Here is a 22,595-nt window from a genome sequence, read left to right as displayed (position 1 = left end):
TGCAAGGATGCCTCCCAGTACTGGCCGTACGTGCGCGTGTGGCGGTGGGGGAAGTCCGCGGTGGGGGACCGCGGGTCGGCTTCGTCCCCCGTCTCGCGGGCGCCCGTGCAGAAGGGACCGCTGACGGCGATGCAGATCCGGCTGACCGTCGTAGACCCGCTCGGCCCCTCCTCCCCCGCACGGGAGCGGGCCGCGAGCTGCGACGTGCTGGTCACGGCGCCCGCGGGCACCGCCCTGGCAGCGGTCGCCTCCGCGCTCGCCTCGGCGGTCCCCGGCGGCGACGCCGCCTCCGGCTCCTCGGGCACGCCGGTGCTGTACGCCGGTGACCAGCGGCTGGACGCCCAGCGGTGCACGCTCGGCGAGCCGCCGCTGATCGACGGCGCGGTGCTGGCCGTGGGCGCCCCGGGCGAGCCCGAGCCGCATCCCGAGCTGGACGAGGCCCCGACCCGGCTGCATGTCGTCGCCGGTCCCGACGCGGGCGGGGTGCACCTGCTGCACGGCGGCGAGATCCGCATAGGCCGCTCCGCCGACGCCGACGTGCCGCTCGACGACCCGGACGTCTCCCGGCTGCACTGCGCGGTGACGGTCGGTTCCGACGGCCGGGTCTCGGTCGCCGACCTCGGCTCCACCAACGGCACGACGCTGGACGGCCGGCGGGTGGGCCCCCGCCCGGTCCGGCTGGCCCCGGGCGCCCTGCTGCGCATCGGCGAGTCGGCGCTGCGCCTGACTCCGGCGGCGGGACCGCACGCGCGGGCGGCCACGACACCGGACGGCGAGGGGCACGTCCGGGTGCCGGGGCCGCGGCGCGGGCCGGCCGCCGACGACAACACCCCCGCGCGCGGGCCGGCGCCGCTGGCGCCCACCCACCACACCTACGGTTCGGCCGACTGGGTCACGCCCGCATGGGAGGCACGGGAGCCACGGGACGCGTGGCCCGCGCCGAGCGCACCGGACGCACCGGACGCGCAGGGCACGGGGAGCGGCGGGCCCGCACGGGACGCACGAGCCGCGCCGGACACCCGAGGCGCCGGGCCCGTCCGGGACACGCACACCACCCGGACCGGCCACGACACCGGCCCCGCGCGGGACGCGCAGGGCACACCGGACACGCAGGGTGCGCGGGCCGCCCAGGGCGCAGCGGACGCGCACGCCGCGCAGGGCGCCCGCGACACCCAGGACACGCGGGGCGGCCACGCGCGGACGTCGCCGCGGGTGACCGGGCAGGCCGGTGCGCCGGAGGGCGAGCGCCGCGGCGCCGGTCCCGCAGGGCGCGCGCTGCACACGGTCGCCCGGGGAGACGTGCCGCACCTCCCCCGGAGCCACCGCGCGCCGCAGCCGCCGTCCTCCGGCGCCGACACGCACGGGGGCCGCTCCGGAGCCGGCCCGCGCCGCGCACAGCCCGCCGCCGACCACCCCGCCGCGCCGGCTCCCGAGGAGGTCCGGGAAGCGGCGGCCGGCGGGACGGCCGTTCCGGCGTCCGAGGGGGTCCCCGGCACCGCACCCGGCCGTCCCACCGGCCCCACCACGGGCCCCGCCACCGGCCACATGCCCGCCGGCGCACCCGCCGCCCCGCCCCCCGGCACCCGCAAGGGCACCCCCCTGCGCGGCACCGATCTCCCTCAGCCCCCGTCGGGCCGCAGGCGCGGCGGACTCACCGCCTGGGCACGGCGGCTGACCGGCGGGCGGCAGGAACCGGAGGCCGCGCACACCGCCCACGGCGCGGCGGGCCCCGGGATCCCGTCCGCGGCGGGCGCGACCGGCCCCGTCGCGCCCGAGACCTGGCCGGATCCCGCCACGCTGCTGCTGACCGCGCTGGGGCCCGGGCCCCGGCTGTGGGAGCGCGGTCCGGATCACCCGGAGGCGCTCGCGGTACGGCTCGGCACGGCGGACCGGCCCACCCCCGACGGCTCCGCCCTGCTGCCCGCCGTACCGGTGACCGCGGGGCTGCGCGAGGTGGGCGCACTGGGTCTGGCCGGGCCGCGCGAGCGGCTCGCCGGGCTGGCCCGCGCGGTGCTGGCCCAGCTCGCCACGCTGCACTCGCCGGACTGCCTGGAGATCGTCCTGATCTCCGCGGACCCCTCCCGCCCCCTGGCCGAGCGCACCGCCGAGTGGTCCTGGCTGGGCTGGCTGCCGCACGTGCGTCCCGGGCACGCCCAGGACTGCCGCCTGCTCCTCGCCCACGACCGGGAGCAGGCCACGGCCCGCGCCGAGGAACTGCTGCGCCGGCTGGACGAGCACGGCCACCCGGACCCGGCCGGGCCGGCCGCCCGGGTACCGGACGCCGGGCCGGCCGAAGGGCCGTACACCGTGGTCGTCGTGGACGGCGATCCCGGGGGCGACGAACTGCACGAGGCGCTGGCGCGGCTGGCCCTGGAGGGCCCGCGGGCCGGGATCCACCTGCTGTGCCTCGCCGAGACGGCCGCCGCCTCCCCCGCCTCCCCGGTGACGGAGACGTACGCGGCGGCCTGCGCGGTGGCGCCGGCGTTCCGCCGGTGCGGGGCGGTCGCCCTGCTCAGCGGGGACGTGGCGACCGCCCTGCGGCTGCTGCGGGTGGCCGCGACCGGGTCCGGGACGCACCCGGGCCCCGTCGGACACGGCACCCTCGCCACCGTCGACGCGGTCTCCCCCGCCTGGGCCGAGCGGTTCGCACGGGCCCTGGCACCGCTGCGCACGGACGGCGGCGGCGCCGAACGGCACGCGCGCGTGTCGGCGCCGCTGCCCCAGTCGGCGCGGCTCCTGGACGAACTGGGCCTGGCCCGGGCCACCCCGGCCTCCCTGATGGCCCGCTGGGCGGACGCGGCCGACGACACGGAGGCGCTGGGCGGACGCGTCACCGCCATACTGGGCGCCGGACCGCGCGGCCCGGTCACCGCCGACCTCGCCGCCGACGGCCCCCACCTGCTGGCCGAGGGACCGCCCGGCAGCGGGCGTACGGAACTGCTGCGGGCGGTCGTCGCCTCGCTGGCCGCCGCCGAGCGTCCCGACCGGCTCGGCATCGTGCTGGTCGACGGCCGGGGCACGCCCACGACGGGCGCCGGGCACGGCGAGGGCCTGCTGGTGTGTACGGACGTACCGCATGTCACCACGCACCTGTCCGCCAACGACCCGGTGCGGATGCGGGAGTTCGCCCAGTCCCTGAGCGCCGAGCTGAAGCGGCGGGCGGAGCTGCTGGGCCGCTCGGACTTCACGGAGTGGCACACCGGGCGCGAGCTGTCGGACCGCATGGTCGCCCAGCGCACGGCCGCGTCACGCGCGCCGGCGGCGACCGGCCCGGAGCACGACGGCGACCTCGACACCCTGTCCGGCTCGACGCTGCGGCTGCGGCCGGGAGCGGACCGCCGCAAGACGGGGGCGCCGCCGCCGCTGCCCCGGCTGGTGGTGGTCGTGGACGACCTGGACGCGCTGGTCTCCCCGGCGCTCGGCTCGCCGGGGCGGCCCGCCGCCGGGTCGGTGATGCGAGCGCTGGAGGCCGTGGCACGGGACGGCGAGCGGCTGGGCGTGCATCTGGTGGCGGCCACCGGCCCCTGTGCCCGGACGGCCCGGACCGAACCGGCACGGCAGGCCGGCCTGCGCGTCACCCTCGACGCACCCGCGCCGGGCGGCGGCCCGGACGAACCGGCGCCGGGGCGGGGCCGGCTGACCCGCCCGGACGGCCGGGTGACGGCGTTCCAGGGCGGCCGGGTCACCGGCCGCATCCCCCGGACGGCGACCCTGCGGCCCACGGTCGTCCCGCTGGAATGGCACCGCATGGGCGATCCCCCGGCCCGCCGCCAGGTCCGCGAGCTCGGCAACGGCCCCACCGACCTGGCCCTGCTCGCCAGCGCCCTGGAGCGGGCGGCGCGGCAGGTCTCGGCGGCCGAGGTGCCGTCCCTGCTCTGACGTGTCCCCGGGGAGGCGGCCCGGTCAGCGGCCTCCCCGGCACCGGGTCCGGTTCCCCGTTCCGCTCCCAGGGCGGGCCGGACGTGCCCGGAGCGGATGAGGAGGGCACGCCCCCGGGCAGCCCGGCGGACCGCGCGCACCCCGGACGGGGAGCGGGGGTGCGGGACGGCCGCCGCCCGGCCCCGCCCGCGCCGGCCACGCCGTGGACACGATCACCCCGGCCGGTGACGCATGGTCACGACGCGGTCACAATACCGGAGTTGACGCGGGACGCGGTCTTGCCACCCCCACCCCCCGGGCGTAGACCAGAGCGCACGGGACAGTGCTCGACGTTCGACGAGGTACGAAGAACGGGGCAGTGATGCGCAGGACGATCAGGACCATCCGGACACGCAGGTCGCCCGACCACCACATGACGGTTCCCCGCTCCCGCACGGCCGTACGGGCCGCCGCGGCGCTCGCCGCGGGGGTGCTCGCGGTCTCGCTCACCGCGTGCGGGGGCGACGACGACAGCGGCGGCGACGAGGACAAGGGCGGCGGGACCGGCGGCACCGGCACCACCGTCACCCTTCCCCGGCTGGACGGCGCGAGCCTGGAGGTCGCCGCCGTGTGGACCGGCGCCGAACAGGCCAACTTCAAGAAGGTCCTCGCGGAGTTCGAGAAGCGCACCGGCGCCGAGGTGACCTTCGTCCCCGCCCAGGACCCGATCATCAACTTCCTCGGCTCGAAGATCGCGGGCGGCGCCCCGCCGGACGTGGCGCTGCTGCCGCAGCCGGGCGCCATCGAGCAGGCCGTGAACAGGAAGTGGGCGAAGCCGCTGGGCGCCGAGGCGCGGGCGGAGCTCGCCGAGAACTACTCGCAGGGCTGGCAGGACATCGGCACGGTCGACGGCAAGCCGTACGGCGTCTACTACAAGGCCGCCAACAAGTCGCTGATCTGGTACAACACCAAGGTCTTCGAGAACGCCGGCGTGACCGAGCCCACGACGTGGGACGAGCTGCTCACCGCCGCGCGGACGGTCTACGACTCCGGTGTCACCCCGTTCTCGATCGGCGGCGCCGACGGCTGGACGCTGACCGACTGGTTCGAGAACGTCTATCTGTCCCAGGCGGGTGCGGAGAAGTACGACCAGCTGGCCCGGCACGAGATCAAGTGGACGGATCCGTCGGTCAAGGAGGCGCTGACCACGCTGGCCGAGATCTGGGGCACGAAGGACTACGTCGCGGGCGGCGCGTCCGGCGCGCTGCAGACCGAGTTCCCGGCGTCCGTGACGCAGACCTTCACCGGCGGCGACCAGCCCAAGGCCGGCATGGTCTACGAGGGCGACTTCGTGCAGGTCAACATCGGCGAGACCGACGCGGAGGTGGGCACGGACGCGAAGGTGTTCCCGTTCCCGGCGGTCGGTGACGCCCCGCCCGTGGTGTCCGGCGGCGACGCGGCGGTGATCCTCGAGGACTCCGAGGCGGCGCAGGCGCTGGCGACCTTCCTCGCCTCCCCGGACGCGGCGGGCGTCCAGGCGAAGCTGGGCGGCTACCTCTCGCCGAACAGGAACGTGCCGAACTCCGCCTATCCCAACGAGGTCCAGCGGAAGATGGCCAAGGCGCTCGTCGACGCCGGGGACGACTTCCGCTTCGACATGTCCGACCAGGCCCCGCAGGCCTTCGGCGGCACGCCCGGCAAGGGCGAGTGGAAGGCGCTCCAGGACTTCCTGAAGAACCCGCAGGACATCGCCGGTACTCAGGCGAGGCTGGAGGCCGACGCGGCCGCGGCGTACGGGGACTGAGCCGGCGATGGCGTCGGACACCGCGGCGGGGGCCCCGCACACGGCCCCTGCCCCTCCCAAGTCGCGCAAGGGCGTCACCGGCACGCGCGGGACGGTGGCGGCGCTGTTCCTGCTGCCCGCGCTCGTCCTGCTCGGTGCGCTCGTGGTCTACCCGATCGGGTACTCCGTCGTCCGCAGCTTCTACGACCAGTCCGGTGACGGCTTCGCCGGATTCGACAACTACCGGGCCCTGTTCACCGACGACGGCATCCGCACCGCCCTGAAGAACAACATCATCTGGGTGGTGTTCGCGCCCACGGTCGCGACCGCGCTCGGTCTGGTCTTCGCGGTGCTGACCGAACGGGTGCGCTGGGGTACGGCGTTCAAGCTGGTCGTCTTCATGCCGATGGCGATCTCGATGCTGGCGGCCGGCATCATCTTCCGCCTGGTGTACGACCAGGACCCGGACAAGGGCGTGGCGAACGCGGTGTGGGTGGGCGTGCACGACACCTTCGCCCGGTCCTCGGCGTTCCCGAAGGCCCACCCGGGCCGCGAGTCGCCGCTGGAGCCGGCCGGCGGGGGCGCCTTCGTCACCAGGGCGACGGTGAGCGCCGGTGACACGGTCGTGCTGCCGCTGGTCGGTGTCGCCCCCGGCCTGATGCCGGACGAGGCGGAACCGGCGGCGGCACCGAGGCCGGAGGGCGACCGGATCACCGGCACCACCTGGCAGGACTTCACCCGCGGCAGGGGCGTCGGCACGCTGAACGGCGTCGACGCCGCCGAGCTGGGCTATCCCGGGATGAAGATCGAGGCCGTCAGGGACGGCACGGTGGTGGAGACGGCCACGGCGGGTGACGACGGCACCTTCTCCCTGTCGGCGAAGGCCGACGGCGCGCACCTGCGGCTCCCGGCGGACAACTTCAAGGAGCCGTACAACGGCCTGGACTGGCTCGGCCCGTCGCTGGTCACGCCCGCGATCATCGGCTCGTACATCTGGATGTGGGCGGGGTTCGCGATGGTGCTGATCGCGGCCGGGCTCGCGGGCATGCCCCGGGAGCTGCTGGAGGCCGCCCGGGTGGACGGCGCCAACGAGTGGCAGGTGTTCAGACGGGTCACGGTGCCCCTGCTGGCCCCCGTCCTCGCGGTCGTCACCGTCACCCTGATGATCAACGTGCTGAAGGTGTTCGACCTGGTCTTCATCATCGCCCCGGGCTCGACCCAGGACGACGCGAACGTCCTCGCGCTGGAGCTGTACCGAAAGGGCTTCTCCGAGGACCAGCCGGGCATCGCCAGCGCGATCGCGGTGTTCCTGCTGCTGCTGGTGATCCCGGTGATGTGGTTCAACGTGCGTCGCTTGAGGCGGGAGGTGCGGCGATGAGCACGGACGTCGACGGCGTCGGCACGAAGGGCGGCACGGCGCCCCCCGTCACCGCCAGGGCGGAGCAGTCGCTCGGCGCGCGGCTCGGCGGCTGGGTGAGCGGCGGCCTGGTGCGCGTCTTCCTGGTCGTCGTCGGCCTGTTCTGGCTGGTCCCGACGATCGGCCTGCTGCTGGCCAGCCTGCGCACCCCGCGGGACATGGCCGCCGACGGCTGGTGGACGGTGTTCACCGAGCCGTCGCAGCTCACCTTCGGCGCCTACCGGACACTGCTGGGGAACGACGACATCACGGGCTCCCTGCTGAACACGGTGTACATCACCGTCCCGGCGACCGTGCTGGTGGTGGTGATCGGCTCGCTGGCCGGTTACGCCTTCGCCTGGATGGAGTTCCCGGGCCGCGACTGGTGGTTCCTGGCCGTGGTGGGGCTGCTGGTGGTGCCGGTGCAGGTGGCGCTGATCCCGATCGCCGAACTCTTCGGCAGGCTGGGCGTCTTCGGCTCGCTGACCGGGGTGGTCCTCTTCCACGTCGGTTTCGGTCTGCCGTTCGCGGTGTTCCTGCTGCGGAACTTCTTCGCGGAGATCCCCAAGGAGCTGCTGGAGGCGGCCCGGCTGGACGGTGCCGGCGAGCTGCGGCTGTTCGTGCGGGTGGTGATGCCGCTCGCCGGGCCGGCGGTCGCGGCTCTGGGCATCTTCCAGTTCCTGTGGGTGTGGAACGACATGCTGGTCGCGCTGATCTTCACCGACTCCGGGAACCAGCCGATCACGGTCGCCCTGCAGACGCAGGTACGGCAGTTCGGCAACAACATCGACGTACTGGCGCCCGGCGCGTTCATCTCGATGGTGATCCCGCTGGTCGTGTTCTTCGCGTTCCAGCGGCAGTTCGTCTCCGGTGTGATGGCGGGCGCGGTGAAGTGAGCCCCGCGGGGCACGGGTTCGAGGGGGCGGGCCGGGTCCGCCCCCTCGTGCGACCGGGTTCCCCCGGATGCCGCAGGCGGCGTAACCAAGTCGGCCCAGCGGCCGTTGCCGGGCCGAACGCCCGCACCGACCGTTGGATGCCCCTTGCCCAGGTTCAGTGTCATTGTCCCCGCGTACCAGGTCCAGGCGTATCTCCACGAGTGCCTGGAATCGGTGCTGTCCCAGTCGTACCCCGATCTCGAACTGATCGCCGTCGACGACGGCTCGCCGGACGCCTGCGGTGCGGTGATCGACGAGTTCGCGGCCCGCGACCCGCGCGTGCGGGCCGTGCACCTGCCGGTGAACACCGGCCTCGGACCGGCCCGCAACGCCGGGATGGAGCGGGCGGGGGGCGACTACCTGGTCTTCCTGGACGGCGACGACACCCTCACCCCCGACGCGCTGCTCGCGATCGCCGACCGGCTGAAGGAGACGGGCGACCCGGACGTCCTGGTCCACGACTACGCGCGCACCTACTGGTCGGGCGAGGCCGTGCGCAACCGGGCCGCCGCCGAACTCACCGAGGACGGTCCCGCGCCGTTCCGCCTGGAGGACCGGCCGGGGCTGCTGAACCTGCTGATGGTGGCCTGGAACAAGGCGTACCGGCGGGAGTTCGTGGAGCGGGCGGGCTTCGCCTTCCCGCCCGGCTACTACGAGGACACCCCGTGGACGTACCCGGTCCTGATGACGGCGGAGACGATCGCCACCCTGGACCGGGTGTGCGTGCACTACCGGCAGCGCCGGGCCGGCGGCATCCTGCGCACCACCAGTGAGCGCCACTTCGAGATCTTCGACCAGTACGACCGGGTCTTCGCGTTCCTCGACGGGCGGCCCGGACTGGAGCACTGGCGTCCGGTGCTGTTCCGCCGCATGGTCGACCACCTGGTGACGGTGTACGCGCGGCGGGACCGGCTGCCGCGCGGTACGCGCGCCGCCTTCCTGCGCCGGGCCCGCGCCCACTACCGGCGCCACCGGACGCCCGGCGCGTCCCTCCCCGCGCGCGCCCGGGTCCACCACACGCTGGTCCGCTTCGGCCTGCACCGCACCTACCGGGCCCTGAGGCTGGCGGCGGGCCTGCGCCGCAGGACTGTCCGGCACGCCGGGAGGCTGCCCCGGGTCCTGCGCCACGCCGCCCTGCGGGCGCACTACCGCCTCCAGCGGCTGCTTCCGCTGCGCACCGACCGCGCCGTCTTCGCGGCGCACGCGGACCGCGGGTACGGCGGCGACCCGGGCGCCCTGGAGGCGGCGACGCGCGCCCTCGCCCCGCACATCCGCACCGCCTGGGTGGCCCGGCCCGAGCACCAGCACACCGTCCCGCCGGGCATCCGCCGGCTCACCCCGGGCACGGCCGCCCACTGGACCGCGCTCGCCCGGTCCGCGTACCTGGTGACCGACGCCGAGGACGTTCCCGGGCTGGTCAAGCGAACGGGCCAGACCGTCGTCCAGACGCTGCGCGGCACCCCCCTCGGGCACACCGGGCTGGACCTGCTGGAGCGCCCGGCGGCCGCCCGGGACACCGATTTCGCGCGGCTCCTCGGGGGCGTCGACCGGTGGGACTACGTCGTCTCCGGCAACCGTCACTCCACCCTGACCTGGGAGCGGGTGTTCCCCGGCCGCTACACCACCCTGGAGTACGGCCGGCCGCGCACCGACCGGTTCCACACGGCGACCGGGGCGGACGTGGCCCGGCTGCGGGAGTCGCTGGGCGTCCCCGAGGGGTCGGTGGCGATCCTCTACGCCCCGGCCCACCGCGACTACCGGCGCACCCAGCGGCGCCCGCTCGACCTGGAGCGCGTGGCGCGCCGGCTCGGCCCCCGGTTCGTCGTGCTGGCACGCGCCCACCCCCCGCACGACGGGCCGCCGGAGGCCGCCTCCGACCGGGTCGTGGACGTCACCGGCCACCCGGACGCCGTGTCGCTGTGCCTGGCCTCGGACGCCCTGGTCACCGACTACTCGCCGCTGATGTTCGACTACGCGGCCCTGGACCGGCCGGTCGTCCTGCACGCCGACGACTTCGAGGCCTACGAGGCGGCCCGCGGCCTCTACTTCGACCCGCGGGTCTTCCCGCCGGGCGCGGTCGCGGGCAGCGAGGACGAACTGATCGACCTCTTCGCCACCGGTCACTGGTGCGACGCCCGCTCCGCCCGGCTGCGGGCGGACTTCCGGGCCCGCTTCTGCCCGTACGACGACGGGCGTGCCGCCGAGCGGGTCGTCCGCCGCGTCGTGCTCGGGGAGACCTCCCCTGCCCCGGCGATCCCGCCGGCCGACCGCCGGCCGGTGCCGTCGGCCGCCGGGATCACCCCGTCGACGCTCGCGACGGTGCCCGCGCAGCAGCCCGGCCGCCCCCTCCCGGCCGTCACCGATCCGACCGTCACCGACCCCGTCTGACCGCCGTTTCCCCTTCGGGAGTCCCCCTGTCCTCCCGCCTCGACCCGGCCGGCGCCCCGCCCGGCGCCACGACACCTCCACGGAAAGAGCAGAATGCCCCGCTTCAGCATCATCGTCCCGTCCCACGGGGTCGCCGGCCGGCTGGGCCGGGCGCTGGACTCGGTCCTCGCCCAGTCCTTCGGTGAATTCGAGCTGATCCCGGTCTGCGACGCGCCCGGGGTCCCGGCGGCCGACGTCGCCGCCCGGCACGCCGAACGGGACTCCCGGGTGACGCCGGTGCACGCGCCGCCGTCGGACGGGCTGGCCGGGGCACGCAACGCGGGGATGCGGGCGGCGACGGGGACGTACCTGCTGTTCCTCGACGGCGACGACGTCCTGGTGCCGGGCGCCCTGGCGGCCCTGGACGCCCGTCTGACGGAGACCGGCCCGGTGGACGTGCTGCACTTCGAGCACGAGCGCGCCCCCTGGTGGGAGGGCGAGCCCGCCAACCCGGCCGCCGCCCTGCTGGCGCGGACCCCGGACGGCGCCTTCGCCCCCGACCGCGCCCCGCACCTCACCGGCGTACTGCTCCCGGCGTGGAGCGCGGCCTGGCGCCGCGCCTTCGTCGCCGAGCGGCACCTGGCCTTCCCCGCCGGCCACTTCACGGACGTCGGCTGGGGCGGACCGGCGATGGCGGCCGCGGAGCGCGTGGCGGTGCTGCGCTCGGTCGTCGTACGGCACCGGGCGCGCCGGCAGGGCAGCCGGCTGAACCTGCCCGGGGAGCATCACGCCGAACTGCTGGACCAGGTCGAGCTGGTGCTCGTCCGGGCCGCCGAACTGGGCCTGTCCGCCGAACGGTCGGGGCCGCTGTTCGAGCAGCTCTTCGCCGCCGTCCTGAGGACGGCCGCCCATCCCCGGCGGCTGCCGTCGGGCCGCCGCGCGTTCTTCCGCCGGGCGGGCGTCCTCTACCGCCGTCACCGCCCCGCCGGTTACCGCGCCCCGGGCGGCAGCCTCGGTGTGCAGCACCGGCTGCTGGCGGCCGGCTCCTACCCGGCCTTCGCCGCCCTGCGCGGCGCCCGCCGCGCGGTGACCCGGGCGGTGGCGGCAGTGCCGCGGCCCCGGGGTCTGCGCACCCGCCTGCTGTACCGGACGCACCTGTGCCGCCCGCTGGATCCGCACCTCGCCGTGTACTGCGCGTACTGGGGCCGCGGCTACGCCTGCAACCCGGCCGCGATCCACGCCAAGGCCCGCGAACTCGCCCCGCACATCCGCTCGGTGTTCCTGGTGGAGGCCGACCGGGCGCACACGGTGCCGGACGGCGTCGACCACGCGGTCATCGGCAGCCGCCGGTACTGGGAGGTCCTGGCCCGCGCGAAGTACCTCGTCAACAACGCCAACTTCGCGGAGGGCGTGGTCAAACGCCCCGGCAGCGTCCACCTCCAGACGCAGCACGGCACCCCGCTGAAGACCATGGGCGTCGACCAGTCGACGTACCCGGTGGTCGCCGCGGCGACCGGCAGCTTCGCCAAGCTGCTGGGCCGGGTCGACCGCTGGGACTACAACCTGTCCTCCAATCCCCACTCCACCCGGGTGTGGGAGCGCGCCTTCCCCGGTTCCTACGAGCAGCTGGAGTACGGGTATCCGCGCAACGACGTCTACTGCACGGCCGGTGCCGGCGACGTGCTGCGGATCCGCGCGGAGCTGGGCGTACCGGAGGGCGCGACCGCCGTGCTGTACGCCCCCACCCACCGCGACCACCACACCGGTTTCGAGCCCGGCCTCGACCTGGAGGCGTTCTGCGCGGCGGCCGGCGAGGACGTCGTGGTCCTGCTGCGCGCCCACTACTTCTACGACCGGGGCGGTCCGCGCGCGGGCGGCCGGGTCATCGACGTCACCGCGCACCACTCCTCGGAGGACGTGTGCCTGGCCGCCGACGCGCTGATCACCGACTACTCGTCGATCATGTTCGACTACGCCAACCTGGACCGCCCGATCGTCGTGTACGCCGACGACTGGGACGTCTACCGGGAGATCCGGGGCGTCTGCTTCGACCTGATGGCGCAGCCGCCGGGGCCGGTGGCCCGCACCCCCGGGGAACTGGCCCGGGTGTTCCGCGACGGCTCGTACGCGGACGCCGGGTCGGCCGCGCTGCGGGCCCGGTTCCGGGAGCGGTTCTGCGCCTTCGACGACGGCCGGGCCGCCGAACGGGTCGTACGCCGGGTGCTGCTCGGCGAGCCCCCCGAGGCGCTGCCGCCCGTGATCCCGCTCGCGGAGCGCGTCCCCGCCCCCGCGGCCGCCGCCACCCTGGTGAGGAGCTGACGAAGCAGTGCCCCGCTTCAGCATCATCGTCCCCGTCCACAAGGTGCAGGCCTACCTGCACGCCTGCCTCGACTCGGTGCTCGGGCAGTCCTACCGCGACATCGAGGTGATCGCCGTCGACGACCGCTCGCCCGACGGCTGCGGGGCGATCCTCGACGCGTACGCGGCCCGCGACGAGCGCCTCCGGGTGCTGCACCTGCCGGAGAACGTGGGCCTGGGCCGGGCCCGCAACGCCGGGATGCCGCACGCGAGGGGCGACTACCTGTTCTTCCTCGACAGCGACGACACCCTCACCCCGGGCGCGCTGCGCGCGATCGCCGACCGCCTCGACGAGGCCGGCGACCCGGACGTGCTGGTCTTCGACTACGCCCGCACCCACTGGTGGGGCGGCACCCGCCGCAACGCGCTGGCCCCGCTGCTGGCGGAGACCGACGCCGCCTTCACGGCCGCCGAGCGGCCCGGGATCCTCGACCTGCTGATGGTGGTGTGGAACAAGGTCTACCGCCGCGACTTCGTCGAGCGGGAGGGCTTCACCTTCCCGCCGGGCTACTACGAGGACACGCCCTGGACCTTCCCGGTGCTGCTCGCCGCGGAGCGCATCGCCACCCTGGACCGGATCTGCCTGTACTACCGGCAGCGCCGCCGGGGCAGCATCCTGTCCACCACCAGCCGCAAGCACTTCGACATCCACGAGCAGTACGCGCGGGTGTTCCGGTTCGTCGACGCCCGCCCGGCGCTGGCGCACTGGCGTCCCTTCCTGCACGCCAAGATGGGCGAGCACTGTCTCGACGTCCTCGCCAAGCCGGACCGTCTGCCCCCGTCCGACCGGGGCGAGTTCTTCCGCCGCACGGCCGAGATGTTCCGGGCGCACCGGCCCGAGGGCGTCCCGGTCCCGGCCGGACTGCGGGTGCTGGAGGGCGGCTACGCCGGGTACGTCCTGCGCCGGGGGGCCGGGCGGGCGGGCCGGGAGCTGGGCCGGCGGGCCCGGCAGGCACGGACCGCGACGGCCGCGCGGGCGGCCCGGAGCCGGTCCGCGCTGAACCTGCGCCGGCCGCTGGATCCCGGCCTCGCCGTGTACTCGGCGTTCTCGCACCGGGGCGTGCTCGGCGACCCCGCGGCGATCCACCGCGCGGCCCGCGCGCTCGCCCCGCACATCCGGGGCGTATGGGTGCTGGCCGGTGAGGACCGGGCCGCCGGGCTGCCGCCGGACACCGAGTACGTGCTCCTGGACTCGCCCGGCTACCGCAGGGTGACCGAGCGGGCCACGTACTTCGTCAACAACGTCAACTGGCCCGGGGCACTGGTCAAACGCCCCGGCAGCGTGCACATCCACACCCACCGGGGCACCCCGCTGAAGTACACGGGCGCCGATCTGCTGGACAGGCCCGGCGCCCGGCACGGCCTCGACGTACCGCGGATGCTGCGCAGGGCCGACCGCTGGGACTACAGCCTGGTCGCCAGCCGGCACTCCGAGCTGGTGTGGGAGCGGGCCTTCCCCTGCCACTTCACCTCCCTGCGCACCGGCAGCCCCCGCAACGACGTCCTGGTCGGCGCCGGCCCGGACAGCGGCCGCGCGGTCCGCGCGCGGCTCGGCATCCCGGACGGCGACACGGTGGTGCTGTACGCGCCGACCCGCCGCGACTACCGCAGGGACGGGCTGGTGGAGCGGATCGACCTGGCCCGGTTCGCCGCCGACCTGGGCCCCGGCCGCACCCTCGTCGTCCGTCTGCACCCCTCCCTGGCCACCGGACCCGCGCGCGGGCTCGGCCTGTCGGAGCTGCACCGGCGGGGCGTGCTGGTCGACGCCACCGACGAGCCGGACGTGCAGGACCTGCTGCTCGCCTCCGACGCCCTGGTCACCGACTACTCGTCCCTGATGTTCGACTACGCCCTCCTGGACCGGCCGATCGTGATCCACGCCGACGACTGGGACGCCTACCGGGCGAGCCGGGGCACCTACGTCGACATCACGGCCGAGGCGCCCGGTCACGTGTCGCGCTCCCCCCTCGAACTGGCGTGGCTGTTCGACTCCGGGACGTGGCGGGACGCGGAGGCGGCGCGGCTGCGGTCCGCCTTCCGGGAGCGGTACTGCGAGTTCGACGACGGCCGCGCCGCCGAGCGGGTGGTGCGCGCGCTGATGCTGGGCGAGGGGAACCGCGAGCCGGCGGCCGGACCGGCCGGGGTGCCGTCCCAGGCCGTGAGCCGTGACGCGCTGATCCCCTCGTGAGGCCGCGCACCCGGGTCCTGCTCCTGGCCGTGCTCTTCGCGGTGCTGCAACTCGCCAACGTCACCGGCCGGGACACCCCCGACAGCAAGAACTACCTGTCGTACGCCCTGAGTCTGAGCGGCGCGGACAAGCGGGAGGCGGCGGCCGCCACGATCGACTACGTCTGCGCGGGCCGGGCGGCGATCGCGCACCGCGAGCAGAACGTGCACGTGGTGCGCTTCCACGCCCCGGACCCCGCCCCGGCCGTCGCGCGGGAGTGCCGGGAGCGGGAGTGGCGGCAGGTGGAGGCGCGGCTGGCGGCCGGGCAAGGGGGCGGGCACACGGTGCCGTTCATGCCGGAGCGGTTCATGCGGATCTTCGAGGTGCGGCCCGGCTATCCGGTGTTCCTGGTGCCGTTCGTGAGCGTGCTCGGGGTGACCTGGGGCGTGTGGGCGGCGGGCGTGGCGGTCACCTGCGCGGGCGGGGTGCTCGTCTTCCTGGTGCTGCGCGCGCTGTCGGTGTCCGTGCCGCTCGCGCTCACCGGGCAGGCGCTGTTCTGCGTCCTGCCGTGCGGGACGACCGCGATGCGCCCGATGACCGAAGGGCTGCTGCTGGCCCTCACCCTGGCCGCCCTGTGGGGCTGCGCGCTGGTGCTTCGGGGACGGCCCGCCCGGGAGGGCGTGGCGGTCGTGGCCGCCGCACTGCTCGCGCTGTTCACCGTCAAGCACGCGCAGGCGCTGTTCCTCGGGGTGTGCCTGGCGGGCGCGGGCGCCGTGGTCGCCCTGCGGCGCCGGTGGCGGGGCCTGCCGCGGGTGCGCGGGGTGGCGGCGCTCGCCGGGGCGGGGTGCGCGGGCGCGCTCGGCACGGTGCTGCTGGCCCGGCTGCTGCACTACCCGTCGGCGTCGGAGAGCGTGCAGGACCTGCTCACCGATCACTTCGCCCGCCCCGACCGGGAGCGTCCGTGGCAGGAGTTCCTCCAGCTCCAGGGGAACTTCTGGACGGAGTGGCTGCGGCGGCAGCTGTGGGAGCCGCTGTTCCCGGCGTTCCTGGCCGCCGGTGCGCTGGGGGCGCGGCGGCGGCCGGGGTTCGGCGCGTTCCTGGTCGCCGCCGCCTTCACGGGGATCCTCAACCAGGCCGGGCACCCGGACATCAACATCTGGGGCGACCGGCTGATCACGTCGGCCTGGCTGCTGCCGGTGCTGGGGGTGCCGCTGCTGCTGGAACCGGTGGTGCGGCGGACGGCGGTGCCGGCGCGGGGGGCCGCGGTGAGTCACTCGATGAGGTGACGCGAGGCCATGGCACAGACGGCACCGGGAACATACGGCAAATGCCTCAGACGCTTCCCTTCCGCACCGCCCGATGAGCGCCGGCGTCCTCGTCCGGCGGGCCGTGGACGGTGCCGGCGCGCTGCGCGGCGGCGGGGCCTGGCGTCCCACCCCGTACCAGCTGTTCGGCTTCCTGTTCTGGCTCGTGATGTGCCTGGCGTACTGGAGGGTGCCGCTGTGCTGCGACGCCGGACAGCACGCGGCGGTCGTCGAACGCCTCGAGGACGATCTGCTGCGGCCCCGGCACCCGATGGCGGACCTGCCGGGCGCGGGCAGCCCGTACTACTCGCCGTTCGCCGTGGCGCAGGGCGCGGTCGCCCGGCTGACCGGGCTGGGCGGCTGGGAGGTGCTGAGGCTCGGCGGGCCGCTGAACCTGCTGGTGCTGCTGACCGGGCTCGGCCGCTTCGTCCGCGTGCTGTCCCCGCGCCCCTGGGCGCCGGTGCTGGCGCTCGCCGCGACGGCGTTGCTGTGGGGCGTGGAGCGGGCCTGGTGGAGCGGCTACACCAACCTGATGTCGCTGACGGGCAATCTGGCCTACCCCTCGACGTGCGCGATCGGGCTCACCTTCTGGGCCTGGGCACTGACGGGGGCGCGGGCACGGGACCGGGACGCGGGGGCGGCCCGGCGGAACACGGGGGCGGCCCGGCGGGACACGGGGCCGGGCGGGCCGCGCCGGCCGGCCGGGTACGCGGCGCTGGGCGCGCTGTACGGGCTGGTCCTGCTCGTGCACCCGATCACCGCGGTCGCGGCGGCGCTGGGGGCGGTGGCCCTGGCCGCCGGGTGGCAGCGGCGCTGGGGGCCGGCGGTCGCCGGGCGGTGGGCGCTGACGGGGGCGGTGGCGCTGACGGTGGCCGCGTGCTGGCCGTACTTCGACGTGTTCGCGCTGGCCGGGGACGCCAGCGTGGACGCGATGCACCGGCGGCTGTACCTGGACCTCGCCGGACAGTTCGGGCTGGCGTCGCTCGGGCTGCCGGCGCTGTGGCTGCGGGCGCGGCGCACCTCGTGGCGCGATCCGCTCGTGCTGATGTTCACGCTGGACTGCCTGGTGGTGGCGTACGGCTGGATCAGCGGCCACTACACCTACGGCAGGATCCTCGGGCTCACTCTGGTGCCGTTGCAGTGCGCGCTGGCCGTGGAACTGGCGGCGCCCCGGCCGTGGCCGGTGTGGCGGCGACTGCTGGGCCGGGCCGCGGCGGCGGGCGCCTGCGCCGGGTTTCTGACCGTGCACGCCGGGGCGGTGGTGCCGCCGGCGCTGGACCCGGTCGGCTTCGAACAGCCGCCCGACTGGCCGACGTACGCGTGGGCCGCGCGGCACATCGGCCCGGGCGAGGTCGTGATCACCGACGGCTACCACGCCGTCCACGCGCTCGCCGGGTACGGGCCGAACCTCGCCGCGCCGGCCTGGCCGGACGCCTCGCTGGACGAACGGGAGCGGCTGCGGCGGCGGGCCGACGTACGCGCGTACCTCGACCCGGGTTCGACCCGCGCCGAGCGGTCCGCGATCGTCCGCCGGTACCGCGCGCGCTGGCTGCTGCTGACGCCCTGGCAGCAGGTGCCCGAGGAGGCGGTGGTGGTGGCGTGGAGCCGGCGGACGGGGGAGGTGCTGGCGCGGATCGGGGGGGTGGGCCCGCGTGACTACTCGATGACGAGGTCGACCGGGATGTTACCGCGGGTGGCGTTGGAGTAGGGGCAGACCTGGTGGGCCTGCTCGACCAGCTTGCGGCCGGTCGCCTCGTCCACGCCGTCGGGCAGCTCGACGCGCAGCGTCACGGCGAGTGCGAAGCCCTCGCCCTGCTTGCCGATGCCCACCTCCGCGGTCACCGCGGCATCGCTGACGTCGACCTTCGCCGCCCGGCCGACCAGCCCGAGGGCGCTGCCGAAGCAGGCCGCGTAACCGGCGGCGAAGAGCTGCTCCGGGTTGGTGCCCTTGCCGTCGCCGCCCAGCTCCGCCGGGGCGCTCAGGCCGACGTCCAGCTTGCCGTCGGAGGTGACGGCGCGGCCCTCGCGGCCGTGGGTGGCGGTGGCGACAGCGGTGTAGAGCGCGTCCATGGGAAGACCTTCCCTCTCGATTCATGGCCTGGCCGGGCCCGTGGTGGCCCCGGCACCGTGCGAGTACGATTAGAGCACACAATTCAATTGTCCACAACTTAATGGTTCACCAGAGCTACCCTGGAGACATGACAGCGACTCCCACCCCACCGCCGGCGAGCCCCGCGACAGCCCCGCCGCCGGGCGCCGCGGACGACTGGCTCCGCCTCGACCAGCAGATCTGTTTCACCCTGAACGCCGCCTCCCGCGCCTTCAACGGCGTCTACCGGGTGGTCCTCAGGGATCTCGGGCTCACCTACCCGCAGTACCTGGTCATGCTGGTGCTGTGGGAGCACGGCACCCTGCCCGTGAAGAAGCTCGGCGAACACCTGCGACTGGACTCCGGCACACTGTCGCCGCTGCTCAAGCGGCTGGAGGCGGCCGGCCTGGTGCGCCGGGAGCGCAGCGCGCGCGACGAGCGGTCGGTGGAGGTGCAGCCCACCGAGGAGGGCGTCGCGCTGCGGCGGCGGGCCCTGGAGGTGCCGCGCCGGATCATGGCCGCGACCGGCTTCGAGATCGGCGAGATCCGCGGCCTGAGCACCCGGCTCCAGGAACTGACGACGGCACTGGACAAGGCGGCGGCAGCGGAAGGGACGTGACGACACCCCGGGGCGCATCACGTGTACAAAACGCCTGTATGCGGGCAAAGGGTAAAGACAGCCCGTGCCGCGCCCCGAGGACGTCCATGCACTCCCACCACTCCCCCGTGGCCGTCGTCGTCATCGGCCACGACGACGCCGCCCACGTGACCGACGCGGTGCGCTCGGCACTCGGGCAGGGACCCGCCGTACGCGAGGTCGTCGCCGTCGACGACTGCTCGACGGACGGCAGCGCCGGCCTGCTGGACCGGCTGGCCGCCGGCGAACCGCGGGTGCGGGTGATCCGGCACCCGGTCAACAGCGGCGGCTGCGGTACCCCGCGCAACACCGGGCTCGACGCGGTGACCGCGCCGTACGTGATGTTCCTGGACAGCGACGACGTACTGCCGCCCGGCGCGGTGGACGCCCTGCTCGCGGCCGCGACCGGGGCGGACGCGCAGGTCGCCGCCGGCCTGTGTGTGCGCCGCGAGCTGCCGTCGGGGCGCGAGGTGCCCTGGGAACCGGGTCTGTACGCCGCGCCCGCCGTGCTCGACCGCCCGGCGCACCGCCCGCGCCTGGTCCACGACACCCTGTGCGTCAACAAGCTCTACGCCACGGCCCTCCTGCGCGAGCACGGCATCCGCTTCCCCGACGGCCGGTTCCCCTACGAGGACTTCGTGTTCACCGCGCGCGTGTGGGCCGCCGCCCCGCGCGTCGCCCTGGTGCCGGACCGGGTGTACGTCTGGCACGTGCGCCGGTCCGCGCGGCGGCTGTCGATCTCGCTGGACCGCGCGGGCATCGACAACTGGCACGCCCGCACACACGCGTGCCGCACCGCCCACGACATCCTGCTGGGCGCCGGCCAGAAGCGGCTGGCGCGCAGGGCACGGGCCAAGTTCCTCGACCACGAGCTGCGCATGTACGCGCGTGAGCTGCCGCTGCGCGACGAGGACTACCGGCGCCGCTGGTGGGCGCACACCCGGGCGTTCCTCGCGGACTACGACGCCGCCGACTGGGCCCGCGACCCGCTCGCGCCGGGCCGGCTGATCGGGCGGGTCGTGCTGGCCTCCCCCGAGCCGTGCGACCTGCCCCGCCTGCGGGAGCTGGCGGCCCGGCCGGCGCGGCTGTGCCCGCCGTACGCCCGCGCGCGGGACGGCACGCCGTGCTGGTCGGCCGGCCTGCCCGGGATCACCCTGGAGCCGCTGCTGACCCGTCCGGTGCCCTTCCTGCCGCTCGCCGTGGACGCGGAGCCGCGCCCGCACGCGCGCGGTCTGCGGCTGCGGCTGCGCCTGCACGAGCTGTACGGCCGGGTGGCGCAGGCGGGACCGGAGACGGTGGAGGTGGAGTGGCGGCACCGGGAGCGGGACGGCGTGGCCCTGCGCCGCACGGTGCCGCTGCGGGCGTCCGGCCCGGACACCTGGGCCGCGGAGACGACGGTCCGGCCGGACCGGCTGGCCACGCTCGGCACCGGCGCCTGGGACCTGCGGCTGCGGGTGCGTTTCCGGGACGGGTCGAGCCGCCGGGTCACGGCCCACGCGCCGACCGGTCCGGGCCTGCTGCGCCGCCGCGCGGTGCCCAGCCCCCGGCACGGCGTGGTGCTGGTGCGGCCGTACGCCACGCACTCGGGTTCGCTCGCCCTGCGCGTGGCGACCGGCGTACGCGGTGTCGTCCCGGTGCTGCGCGGAAGGCTGTGGCGCCTGCTTCACTGAGAGCGCGGACACGCGGGGCAACGACGAGGGGACGGCCTTCCATGACCTGGTTGATCACCGGCGGCGCCGGCTACATCGGCGCGCACGTCGTACGGGCGATGACCGAGGCGGGCGAACGGACGGTGGTGTACGACGACCTGTCCACCGGGCTCGCCGGCCGGGTGCCGGACGGGGTGCCGCTGGTGGTGGGCTCGACCCTGGACGAGGAGCGGGTGGCGCGCGCCCTCGCCGGCCACCAGGTCACCGGAGTGGTCCACCTGGCGGCGAAGAAGCAGGTGGGCGAGTCGGTCGAACGGCCCCTGCACTACTACCGGGAGAACGTCGAGGGCCTGCGCGTCCTGCTCGACGCGGTGACGGCGGCCGGGGTGCGCTCCTTCGTCTTCTCGTCCTCGGCGGCGGTGTACGGCATGCCGGACGTGGACCTCGTGACGGAGGAGACCCCCTGCGCGCCCATGTCGCCCTACGGCGAGACCAAGCTGGCCGGCGAGTGGCTGGTGCACGCGGCGGGCCGGGCGGGCGGGCTGTCCACGGCCTGCCTGCGCTACTTCAACGTGGCCGGCGCCGCCCGCCCGGACCTCGCCGACACGGGCGTCTCCAACCTGGTCCCCATGATCTTCGAGAAGCTGACCGCGGACCTGCCCCCGCGCGTGTTCGGCGACGACTACCCGACCCCCGACGGCACCTGCGTCCGGGACTACATCCACGTCGTCGACCTGGCCGAGGCCCATGTGGCGGCGGCCCGCGCGCTGCGCTCCTCGCCCGGCCGGCACCTGACCCTCAACATCGGCCGCGGGGAGGGCGTCTCGGTCCGCGAGATGATCGACCGCGTCAACGCCCTGACCGGACACGCCCGCCCGCCCGTGACCACCCCCCGCCGTCCCGGCGACCCGGCGCGGGTCGTGGCCTCCGCCGACCGCGCAGCCGCCGAACTCGGCTGGAAGGCCCGCCACGGCATCGACGACATGATCACCTCCGCCTGGCAGGGCTGGCTCCGCCTCCACCCGGCGGCGGCACGCGGCTGACCTGCGCGGACGGCCCTCAGAGCGCTTTCAGGGCCTGGGCCGTCGCCCGGGCCAGGGCGGCCAGGTAGTCCTTGGGGAGCCTGGGGCGGCGGATGACCACCGAGCGCCAGTACAGGGGGCCCGAGATCAGGTCCAGGGCCAGGGCGTGGTCGGTGCCGGGGCGCATCTCACCGCGGTTCTCCGCCGCCGTCACGATGCCCTTGGCGACCCCGTCCTGGCCCTCGCGCAGGGCCTTCTGCAGCGCCTCGGCGATGTCGGGGTTACGGGCGGCCTCGGCCTGCAGATCGGGGAGGATCTGCGAGGCGACGGGATGGCGCAGGGCGCGGGAGGTGACCTCGTACAGCAGCCGCAGGTCGCCCTCCAGCGAGCCGGTGTCCGGCGCGGGCAGGTTCTGGACGGCGATCACGGACACCAGGTCGAGGACCAGGTGCAGTTTGGAGCGCCAGCGGCGGTACACCGCGGTCTTGCCGACGCCCGCGCGGCGGGCGATCCCCTCGATCGACATCCGCGCGTAGCCGACGGCGACGAGTTCCTCGAAGACGGCCGCCCGGATGGCCTCCGTCACGTCCTCCCGCAGTACGGCGGCCCCGGCGGGGGCCCGGCGGCGCGGACGCGGCTGGGGCTCGTCGGCGTTCGTCATGCGGACAGCATAGGCCGCCGTCGTCACGACGAAACGGTTGCGTTCCGACGTACGTTCCGCCTACGCTCCCGTTGCGACGATACGGTCCCGTTCCGACGTAGTGAAACACCGTTCCGGCGCGGGGAACCCCCGTTCCGGCGCGGAGAACCGTTGCCACCCCCTCCCCCTAGCGAAAGCAGCGGATGTGAGTCAGGTCCTCCACACACCGCCCCCCGCACCCCCCGCACCCGGCGAGGACGATCTCGCGGCCCTCGCCGCCCGCCACGGCCTCACGGTCAGCGGCGCCCGCCCGTCCCTCGTCGAGTACGTCCGTCAGCTGTGGGGGCGGCGGCACTTCATCGTCGCCTTCGCGCGGGCGAAGCTGACCGC

At 75.4% G+C, this 22,595-nt stretch carries 14 protein-coding genes and 1 pseudogene; 13 read left to right on the top strand and 2 right to left on the bottom strand.

All coding sequences use genetic code 11. The annotated features are described in order from the left end of the window. Positions 1 to 129 precede the first annotated feature (129 nt). From ACF07S_RS03725 to ACF07S_RS03685, 9 genes are all read left to right on the top strand, one after another. On the top strand, positions 130 to 3,879 hold the full coding sequence (locus ACF07S_RS03725) for an FHA domain-containing protein (protein WP_391973597.1): 3,750 nt from the start codon (positions 130 to 132) through the stop codon (positions 3,877 to 3,879). A gap of 361 nt (positions 3,880 to 4,240) precedes the next feature. Beyond that, positions 4,241 to 5,662, top strand: coding sequence for an ABC transporter substrate-binding protein (locus tag ACF07S_RS03720; protein ID WP_391973343.1), 1,422 nt, complete (start codon positions 4,241 to 4,243; stop codon positions 5,660 to 5,662). Positions 5,663 to 5,669: 7 nt separating this feature from the next. Continuing rightward, a complete protein-coding gene (locus ACF07S_RS03715; protein WP_391973342.1) occupies positions 5,670 to 7,019 on the top strand; it encodes a carbohydrate ABC transporter permease in 1,350 nt (449 codons plus the stop codon). Then, positions 7,016 to 7,933: a carbohydrate ABC transporter permease gene (locus tag ACF07S_RS03710; protein WP_391962455.1), complete on the top strand. Its 918-nt coding sequence runs from the start codon at positions 7,016 to 7,018 to the stop codon at positions 7,931 to 7,933. The genes ACF07S_RS03715 and ACF07S_RS03710 overlap by 4 nt, the downstream gene beginning before the upstream one ends. A 144-nt stretch (positions 7,934 to 8,077) precedes the next feature. After that, positions 8,078 to 10,360 (top strand): CDP-glycerol glycerophosphotransferase family protein, encoded by a 2,283-nt coding sequence (locus ACF07S_RS03705; RefSeq protein WP_391973341.1) that lies wholly within the window; start codon positions 8,078 to 8,080, stop codon positions 10,358 to 10,360. A 93-nt stretch (positions 10,361 to 10,453) separates the two neighbouring features. Then, positions 10,454 to 12,658, top strand: a complete 2,205-nt coding sequence (locus ACF07S_RS03700; RefSeq protein ID WP_391973340.1) for a CDP-glycerol glycerophosphotransferase family protein — start codon at positions 10,454 to 10,456, stop codon at positions 12,656 to 12,658. A 7-nt stretch (positions 12,659 to 12,665) separates the two neighbouring features. Continuing rightward, positions 12,666 to 14,885, top strand: a complete 2,220-nt coding sequence (locus ACF07S_RS03695; protein ID WP_391962458.1) for a CDP-glycerol glycerophosphotransferase family protein — start codon at positions 12,666 to 12,668, stop codon at positions 14,883 to 14,885. Beyond that, on the top strand, positions 14,882 to 16,150 hold the full coding sequence (locus ACF07S_RS03690; protein WP_391973339.1) for a hypothetical protein: 1,269 nt from the start codon (positions 14,882 to 14,884) through the stop codon (positions 16,148 to 16,150). The genes ACF07S_RS03695 and ACF07S_RS03690 overlap by 4 nt, the downstream gene beginning before the upstream one ends. Before the next feature lie 73 nt (positions 16,151 to 16,223). Then, the gene (locus ACF07S_RS03685; protein WP_391973338.1) at positions 16,224 to 17,876 is read left to right on the top strand and encodes a hypothetical protein; all 1,653 of its coding nucleotides are present in this window, start codon (positions 16,224 to 16,226) and stop codon (positions 17,874 to 17,876) included. Here ACF07S_RS03685 and ACF07S_RS03680 read toward each other — a convergent pair. Further along, a complete protein-coding gene (locus tag ACF07S_RS03680; protein ID WP_391962461.1) occupies positions 17,825 to 18,238 on the bottom strand; it encodes an organic hydroperoxide resistance protein in 414 nt (137 codons plus the stop codon). The two genes, ACF07S_RS03685 and ACF07S_RS03680, sit on opposite strands and share 52 nt — an antisense overlap. 128 nt (positions 18,239 to 18,366) lie before the next feature. On the opposite strand from ACF07S_RS03680, the gene ACF07S_RS03675 reads away from it, so the two are divergent. The 3 genes from ACF07S_RS03675 to galE all read left to right on the top strand — a co-directional run bounded on the left by ACF07S_RS03675 (position 18,367) and on the right by galE (position 21,586). After that, on the top strand, positions 18,367 to 18,876 hold the full coding sequence (locus tag ACF07S_RS03675) for a MarR family winged helix-turn-helix transcriptional regulator (RefSeq protein ID WP_391973337.1): 510 nt from the start codon (positions 18,367 to 18,369) through the stop codon (positions 18,874 to 18,876). 86 nt (positions 18,877 to 18,962) lie between these two features. Beyond that, positions 18,963 to 20,564 carry a glycosyltransferase family 2 protein gene (locus tag ACF07S_RS03670; protein WP_391962463.1) on the top strand — a complete coding sequence of 534 codons (1,602 nt, stop codon included), beginning with the start codon at positions 18,963 to 18,965 and terminating at the stop codon, positions 20,562 to 20,564. Between the two features lie 41 nt (positions 20,565 to 20,605). After that, positions 20,606 to 21,586, top strand: a complete 981-nt coding sequence (gene galE / locus ACF07S_RS03665) for a UDP-glucose 4-epimerase GalE (RefSeq protein ID WP_391973336.1) — start codon at positions 20,606 to 20,608, stop codon at positions 21,584 to 21,586. 16 nt (positions 21,587 to 21,602) lie between these two features. Here galE and ACF07S_RS03660 read toward each other — a convergent pair whose 3' ends face one another. Further along, complete coding sequence (locus tag ACF07S_RS03660; RefSeq protein ID WP_391962465.1) at positions 21,603 to 22,226, bottom strand: TetR/AcrR family transcriptional regulator; 624 nt, start codon at positions 22,224 to 22,226, stop codon at positions 21,603 to 21,605. Positions 22,227 to 22,410: 184 nt separating this feature from the next. On the opposite strand from ACF07S_RS03660, the pseudogene ACF07S_RS03655 reads away from it, so the two are divergent. Beyond that, a pseudogene (locus tag ACF07S_RS03655) lies at positions 22,411 to 22,595 on the top strand (ABC transporter permease); the annotation flags it as partial.

It is taken from the genome of Streptomyces sp. NPDC016640, assembly GCF_043076215.1.
Taxonomy (GTDB): Bacteria; Actinomycetota; Actinomycetes; order Streptomycetales; family Streptomycetaceae; genus Streptomyces.
Note: the sequence above shows the minus strand (reverse complement) of the source record. Positions and strands in the feature narration are given on the sequence as shown.